This window comes from Aneurinibacillus sp. UBA3580 (assembly GCF_002375825.1).
GTDB lineage: Bacteria > Bacillota > Bacilli > Aneurinibacillales > Aneurinibacillaceae > Aneurinibacillus > Aneurinibacillus danicus.
Window position 1 is genome coordinate 29,560 of the sequence record NZ_DFMZ01000042.1, and the last position, 6,787, is coordinate 36,346.

Genomic DNA, 6,787 nt, shown 5'->3' on the forward strand with positions numbered 1-6,787 from the left:
GCGGTACCGGGAAGGCAGCGTGCTGTATTTGTTTCACCCGGAGATGAAAAAACCCGTGCCACTGACAATCGATTCGGCGCGTGTGCATAAAAATTTTTATCTACTGACATTTAAAGGGCATCCGTATATACAGGACGTGGAAAAATATAAAGGCGGCGTATTAAAAGTAAGAGCGGAAGATCGTGACGAATTGCCGGAAGGGGAGTTCTACTTTCAGGATATCATTGGCTGCGAAGTGTTTACAGAAGAAGGCGAGAGGCTGGGTGTCGTTAAAGAAATCCTCCAGCCGGGGGCCAATGATGTCTGGGTGGTTAAGCCGGATAAAGGAAAAGACATTCTTCTGCCGTATATCGATGAAGTCATCAAGCAAATCGACGTGGCAAACAAAAGGATTACTGTGCACTTGCTTGAAGGATTGATTTAGGAGGCTGGCTTACAGGCATGAAGATTGATATTTTAACGCTGTTTCCCGAGATGTTCGAGGGCGTTCTTGGGGCAAGCATTGTAGGTAAAGCTGCGCAAAAAGGTCTTGTCTCGTTTCGCGTGGTGAATTTTCGCCAGTACTCGGGCAATAAGCATGGACAGGTAGATGATATGCCGTACGGAGGCGGTGGAGGTATGGTGCTGAAACCGGAGCCGATTTTTCGTGCTGTCGAGTCACTGACCGAATCGGGAGCTAAAACAGGCGGAGAGATCGAGGCTATATCCGATTCAAAGAAGCCGCCGCGTGTTGTTTTGCTCTGTCCCCAGGGAAAGCGATACAATCAGAAATTGGCGGAAGAGCTGGCTCGCGAGGACCATCTCATCTTTATCTGCGGTCATTATGAAGGATATGATGAACGCATCCGTGAACATCTAGTAACGGATGAAATCTCCATCGGGGATTATGTGCTGACCGGCGGAGAGCTGCCGGCTATGGTTATTATCGATAGCGTGGTGCGCCTGCAGGAAGGAGCGCTCGGCAATGCGAAGTCTGCGGCAACCGACTCTTATAGTACCGGGCTTCTGGAACATCCGCATTATACCCGTCCCGCTGAGTTTCGCGGCTGGAAGGTGCCTGACGTGCTTCTATCCGGCCACCATGAAAAGATTGAAAAGTGGCGGCTTAAAGAGTCGCTGCGCAGAACGCTTACGCGCAGACCTGATCTGCTTGAAGAACTTGAGGAAACAAAAGAAATAAAAAAAATGGTAGAAGAGCTTAAACAAGAGTTGTAACCAGGATTCGGTTATGATATGATATTTCTTGTGAGCCGATTTGGTTCGGATTAAGATGGTCCTCTTCCTATTGTGAGGTTGCGGTGTCGAACACGGCCGTCTACTTCGCATACGGAATGAACATCTGCTGGAAGGAGGAAACCTCATGCAACATATCATTCGTGAGATTACCCAAGCGAACATGAAACAAGACATTCCTAGCTTCCGCCCTGGTGACACAGTACGTGTGCACTTAAAAGTAGTTGAGGGGCAGCGTGAGCGTATTCAGGTGTTCGAAGGAGTTGTAATCAAGCGTCGCGGAGGCGGCATCAGCGAAACTTTCACAGTTCGTAAAGTTTCTTACGGTGTCGGCGTTGAGCGTACATTGCCGCTCCACTCTCCGAAAATCGACAAAATCGAAGTCGTACGTCACGGTAAAGTCCGTCGTGCGAAACTGTACTACCTGCGCGACCGTGTGGGTAAAGCAGCACGTATTAAAGAAATTCGTCGCTAATGCGAGAGAAAAGGAGCTTGATATCAAGCTCCTTTTTTTGCAGGATAAAAAACGGAACCATCCATCATCGAAGGAGGAAATTGAATGGTTGACGAGACCTCCTCTGAGACAACCAAAAACAAAAAGGGGAAAAACGAAACGTGGGAATGGATTAAAGCGCTGGGCATCGCCGTGGTGCTTGCGCTCATTATCCGTACCTTTTTGTTTGCACCGTTTCTTGTCGACGGTTCATCCATGATGCCGACGCTTGAAAATGGAGAACGCCTGATTGTCAGCAAGTTGATTTATTACATTCAGGAACCGAAACCTGGCGATATTATTGTCTTCCACGCCACTAAGGAAAAAGATTATATTAAACGGGTGATTGCGACGGAAGGACAGACGGTAGAAATGAGAGATGACCAGCTATACATAGACGGGAAACCGGTCGATGAACCGTATCTGAAGCAGTATAAGGAACAGGCGAGAGCGGAAGGCTATGTGCTAACGGAAGATTTCGGTCCGGAGAAAGTGCCTGCGGGTGAGATTTTCGTCATGGGAGATAACCGCCGCAACAGCACGGACAGCCGCGTCATCGGTCCTGTCCCTGTTGAAAATGTGGTGGGGCGTTCCGAGCTTGTTATCTGGCCGCTTAATAAAATTCGCTTAAACTAGCTTGAATTTACAATGAAATGTAGGTGAGGCATATGACGATTCAATGGTTTCCGGGTCATATGGCCAAGGCGCGTAGACAGGTCACGGAGAAACTGAAGCTTATCGACGTCGTTATCGAGCTTTTGGATGCCAGGCTTCCGCTCTCAAGCCGTAATCCGATGATCGATGAGATTGTCTCCGGTAAACCGCGCTTGATTCTTTTGAATAAATCGGACCTGGCTGATGAGGCTGTAACAAAGGCCTGGATACAGCATTTTGCGGACAACGGTATCAAGGCGTTGCCGATTGATGCATTATCCGGCGGCGGCGTGAATAAGCTGCCGCAGGAGTGTCAGGCGCTGGTCGAAGATATGATGGAGAAACGACGCGCTAAGGGCATGCAGGACAGGGCTGTTCGCGCCATGATACTCGGGATTCCGAACGTAGGTAAATCGTCGCTCATGAACCGACTGGCCGGCCGTAAAGTGGCGCAGACGGGAGACCGTCCGGCAGTGACGAAAGCCCAGCAGTGGGTGAAGGTGGGGAAAATACTGGAGTTATTGGACACGCCGGGGATTCTATGGCCGAAGTTTGAAGATCCGCTTGTCGGCCTGCGTCTTGCGGCGAGTGGTGCGATTAAAGATGAGCTTATCGACTTTCAGGAAGTGGCGCTGTTTGTTGTGGCGTATTTACGGATGTATTATAGCGACGCGCTGCAAGAACGCTATCAGTTGAAGGATTTGGCTGAGAGTAAGCTTGCTATCCTTGATGAAATCGGACGCAGGCGCGGCTGTTTAGTGAGCGGTGGCCACATCGACTATGATAAGGTTGCCGAATTAATCTTGCGCGAGCTGCGCGGTGGGAAGCTGGGCCGTGTTTCGCTCGAACGTCCAGGCGATGCGTTTACAGTAGAGATGGCGCGCGTGAGCATGGATGAAATTACGCCATATTAGAGAGTTGCAAAGCTTCGGTGTGAAAAGCGGGGGGAAATAAGAAATGGGGATTTATGGAGGACAATCACGCTTTTTACTTAAACTTTTCCTCACTGTATTTCATAATAGTAAAAACGTGCAGCCAAAGCTGCACGTTTTTGTTATATAAATAAGGCTCAACACAGGCTCTGGGGTTGACAGGTCCTTATACAATGGGCGAGCGTGCGGCTTTTGGGGAGGGCTTTTTGCTTCCCTGTGGAGCGTAACCAAGTGACATACCTATCCTTATCTCTTGTCCTTTGCCATCCATTGTGTACGTGTCAAATCGTCAACTACATGTTTTGGTGTTGAGCCTCAAATTTTTTACAGAAAAGAAGGAGCATTCTTATGAATCCGGCTAAAATGACGATAAAAGAGGTAAAAGAATTTTTATTTGCACACGAAGAGCTGACGGAAGAGACGCAGGCTTTGTTTTCTGCTGACACACGGAGCGGTGTGCAGGCAGCGTATAAACAATGGCAGCGGCGCAGAGAGAAAGCCGGACAGCTTCGTCAGCGTTGGCTTGACATGAGCAAAAATGAGCGAGAGTTGTGGAATAGGGGATATACGCACATTGCGGGGCTGGACGAAGTAGGGCGCGGGCCGCTGGCGGGACCGGTTGTGACGGCGGCGGTCATCTTGCCGCAGGACTTTTATTTGCCGGGCCTGAACGATTCAAAGAAAGTTCCTCCCGCCAGGCGCGAGACAATGTATGAGCAGATTATGGCACAAGCTGTCGCAGTTTCAGTAACGCTGAGCGACGCTGCACTTATTGATGAAATTAATATTTTTCAGGCGACTCTACGGGCCATGCGTATGGCTGTTCAAGAGCTTTCCGTCACACCGGACATCACGCTAAACGATGCGGTGACCGTGCCGGGCCTGTCCATCGAGCAGAGGCCGATTATCGGCGGAGACGGTAAAAGCGTGTCTATTGCCGCTGCATCTATCGTGGCCAAAGTGGAGCGGGACCGCATCATGAAAAAATACGATGAGCAGTACCCCGGATACGGATTTGCATCCAATATGGGATACGGCACAGCCGAGCATTTGGCAGCGCTGCGCAAGCTGGGACCCTGTCCCATTCACCGGCGCAGCTTCGGCGGCGTGCTTACTCCATAGCACGGAAAACAAGAGCAGGAGGGAGCAGCATGATTTATGGCTTCATGACAGGCCGAATTTTTCAACAGTTGAATAGAATGCAACCTTCCCTGGTCGAGCTCATTCCCGGACAAGTGTTTCAGGGGAAAGTACTGAAACTATTTCCGGATAATTTAGCGACGGTACAGGTAGGCGGATTGACGGTTACGGCCCGTCTGGAAACTCCGCTGGAGCTCGGCCAGCGGACGTGGCTGCAGGTACAACCGGGTGGACAACCGGTTACGCTTAAGGTCATCAGCCAGCCTGGAAAGCCGGAACAGGCTTCTGAAGCCAGCATGGAAGGGTTGGCCAAAGGGCTGGGGGTACCGGTTACAAGAGAGTCGATTTCACTTCTGAAGAAAGCGGTTGATACGGGCATTCCGCTGCGGGCGGACTCGCTGCGCTCGTTCCGGCAGCTTGCCGCCGAATTCGGAGAAGATCCTGCAATGGAAGAGGCTGTCTTGCTAGCGGCGAAAAAAGGGCTTCCGCTTACAAAAGATACCGTGCTCGCCCTGCGTGCATTTATCAAAAACGCAAACCTGGATGGGGAGATGGGCAAGCTGTTCCGTCTGGTTGAACAAACGCTGACCGATGCGGAGTCGCTGCCTTCGGACATGAAAGAGACGCTGCAACGGCTTTTTATCCAAACGGAAGGAGCGAGGGAGGCGGTGGTCCAGGTGAAAAACGCAATTGTTTCACTGCAACAGACCGCAAATCCGGCAGGACAGCAGAACGGAAAGGTTGATCCGAAGAACTCCCGGTCAGCTCTGCAAAGCCTGCAGGGTGAACAAGATCAAGTAGCTGGAAACGAATCGCTATCGTCTCCATCATCTCAGGGAATGAAACAGGCAATTACCGATTTATTCGAACGCCTTGGGCTCACCCACGAACGAACACTTGCCCGGATGACAGGGGAAAAAGCGGCGGAAGTGGAGAACATAAAATCTACGTTGCTTTATCTGTTACAGCATCCGAAAGCGGATGCGCTGCCTGCCACCGTAAGGGAGCAGATGCAGCAGTTTGTGCATCAGGTAACCGGACAGCAGCTTATGATGGGAGCGGGTTCTGAGAATAATGCATTTGTCCAGGTGGCGATTCAACTGCCTTTGCCCGGCCAGGAAGACGGCGAGAATGCGCTCATTCACATTGAATCGCGCAAAAAAGGCAAAGGTGAAATTGATCCCGACAATTGCCGCCTGTTTTTCTATTTATCCATGCAGAACATAGGGGAGACAATGCTTGATGTGTCCATTGTCAATAAAATCGTCTCCCTCCATCTTTATAACAATCGTGAAGGGCTTGAGGCATTGGTACGTGCCCTGCGTGCCTCGCTGGAGCAAAATCTGGCCAAAGAAGGGTACCGCTTATCCGGGCTGCGCGTATCGGAAATGCCGGAAGAGCGTCAGCAAGAAGACAGCAAACCCACTCCGCCGCTTCCGCTGCCGAATTCAAGCCTGGTCCATTACAAAGGGGTGGATTTCCGCGTATGAAGAAGCCGTATCAACGCAAGAGTGCCGTGGCGCTGCGCTACGAACCCGGCGAAGGCGAGGCGCCGCGGGTTATCGCTAAAGGCAGGGGACATGTGGCCGAGAAAATTCTTGAGCAGGCGGAAGCGCACGGCGTACCGGTCCAACAGGATCCGTCGCTTGTAGAAGTGTTGGCCAACCTGGAGTTGAACGAACAGATTCCGGTAGAACTCTACCAGGTAGTGGCGGAGATACTGGCGTTTGTTTACCAAACGGATCGTGGGAGCAGACGGAAATTATGAAGAAAACAAGCAGGCAGCTCGGTGCTGACGGAGAGACATTTGCGTGCCGATATTTAGAAGAGAAAGGGTATGTACTGGAATGTCGTAATTATCACACGAGAACAGGGGAAGTTGATTTAATTATGCGCGATGGGGAATGGCTGGTATTTATCGAAGTAAAGACGCGCACCAGCGATTTGTACGGCCATGGATGTGAAGCCATTACGCCGGCTAAACAGCGTACCATTCGCAGGACGGCACTGGAGTATTTGCATAAGCGTAAAGAAGAACACAAGCTGTCGCCCAGGTTTGATGTCGTCGTGCTTACGTATCGCCGTTCGATTCCTGAGCCGGAAGTTCTGCATATTTCGCATGCGTTTTAAAAATAGGCGGAGAAAAAAGATCCGGACCGTGGCACCTGTCCACATGAAATCATACAAGTTTGCATATAGTATAGTGTACTCGACGTGTAACACCTCCTTTTCTCGCACCTGCGGTTTCGCAGGTGCTTTTTTTCTGTGAAAATCATGAGAAAAGAAGGAAGGGAAAGAGGAAATAAGATCCGGGGAAGAAAAAGGCGTTCGCCTT

9 protein-coding genes are annotated in these 6,787 nt (G+C 50.6%); all 9 read left to right on the forward strand.

Annotated features, from left to right (window positions below; translation table 11 throughout):
* A partial coding sequence (gene rimM, locus B2899_RS06615; RefSeq protein WP_286884579.1) for a ribosome maturation factor RimM occupies positions 1-424 on the forward strand: 424 nt, incomplete at its 5' end.
* Between the two features lie 17 nt (positions 425-441).
* Entirely contained in the window at positions 442-1,215 is a 774-nt protein-coding gene (gene trmD, locus B2899_RS06620; RefSeq protein ID WP_286884580.1) for a tRNA (guanosine(37)-N1)-methyltransferase TrmD, read from the forward strand.
* Positions 1,216-1,360: 145 nt separating this feature from the next.
* Positions 1,361-1,708, forward strand: coding sequence for a 50S ribosomal protein L19 (gene rplS, locus B2899_RS06625; RefSeq protein ID WP_146809415.1), 348 nt, complete (start codon positions 1,361-1,363; stop codon positions 1,706-1,708).
* An 84-nt stretch (positions 1,709-1,792) separates the two neighbouring features.
* Positions 1,793-2,362, forward strand: a complete 570-nt coding sequence (gene lepB / locus B2899_RS06630) for a signal peptidase I (protein WP_146809414.1) — start codon at positions 1,793-1,795, stop codon at positions 2,360-2,362.
* Between the two features lie 32 nt (positions 2,363-2,394).
* Entirely contained in the window at positions 2,395-3,294 is a 900-nt protein-coding gene (gene ylqF, locus B2899_RS06635) for a ribosome biogenesis GTPase YlqF (RefSeq protein WP_146809413.1), read from the forward strand.
* Between the two features lie 366 nt (positions 3,295-3,660).
* The gene (locus tag B2899_RS06640; protein ID WP_286884584.1) at positions 3,661-4,434 is read left to right on the forward strand and encodes a ribonuclease HII; all 774 of its coding nucleotides are present in this window, start codon (positions 3,661-3,663) and stop codon (positions 4,432-4,434) included.
* A gap of 29 nt (positions 4,435-4,463) precedes the next feature.
* Complete coding sequence (locus tag B2899_RS06645) at positions 4,464-5,942, forward strand: hypothetical protein (protein WP_286884585.1); 1,479 nt, start codon at positions 4,464-4,466, stop codon at positions 5,940-5,942.
* Positions 5,939-6,220 (forward strand): EscU/YscU/HrcU family type III secretion system export apparatus switch protein, encoded by a 282-nt coding sequence (locus B2899_RS06650; protein WP_286884586.1) that lies wholly within the window; start codon positions 5,939-5,941, stop codon positions 6,218-6,220. The genes B2899_RS06645 and B2899_RS06650 overlap by 4 nt, the downstream gene beginning before the upstream one ends.
* On the forward strand, positions 6,217-6,582 hold the full coding sequence (locus B2899_RS06655; RefSeq protein WP_146809409.1) for a YraN family protein: 366 nt from the start codon (positions 6,217-6,219) through the stop codon (positions 6,580-6,582). Before B2899_RS06650 ends, B2899_RS06655 begins: the two co-directional genes overlap by 4 nt.
* The last annotated feature ends 205 nt before the right edge of the window (positions 6,583-6,787 follow it).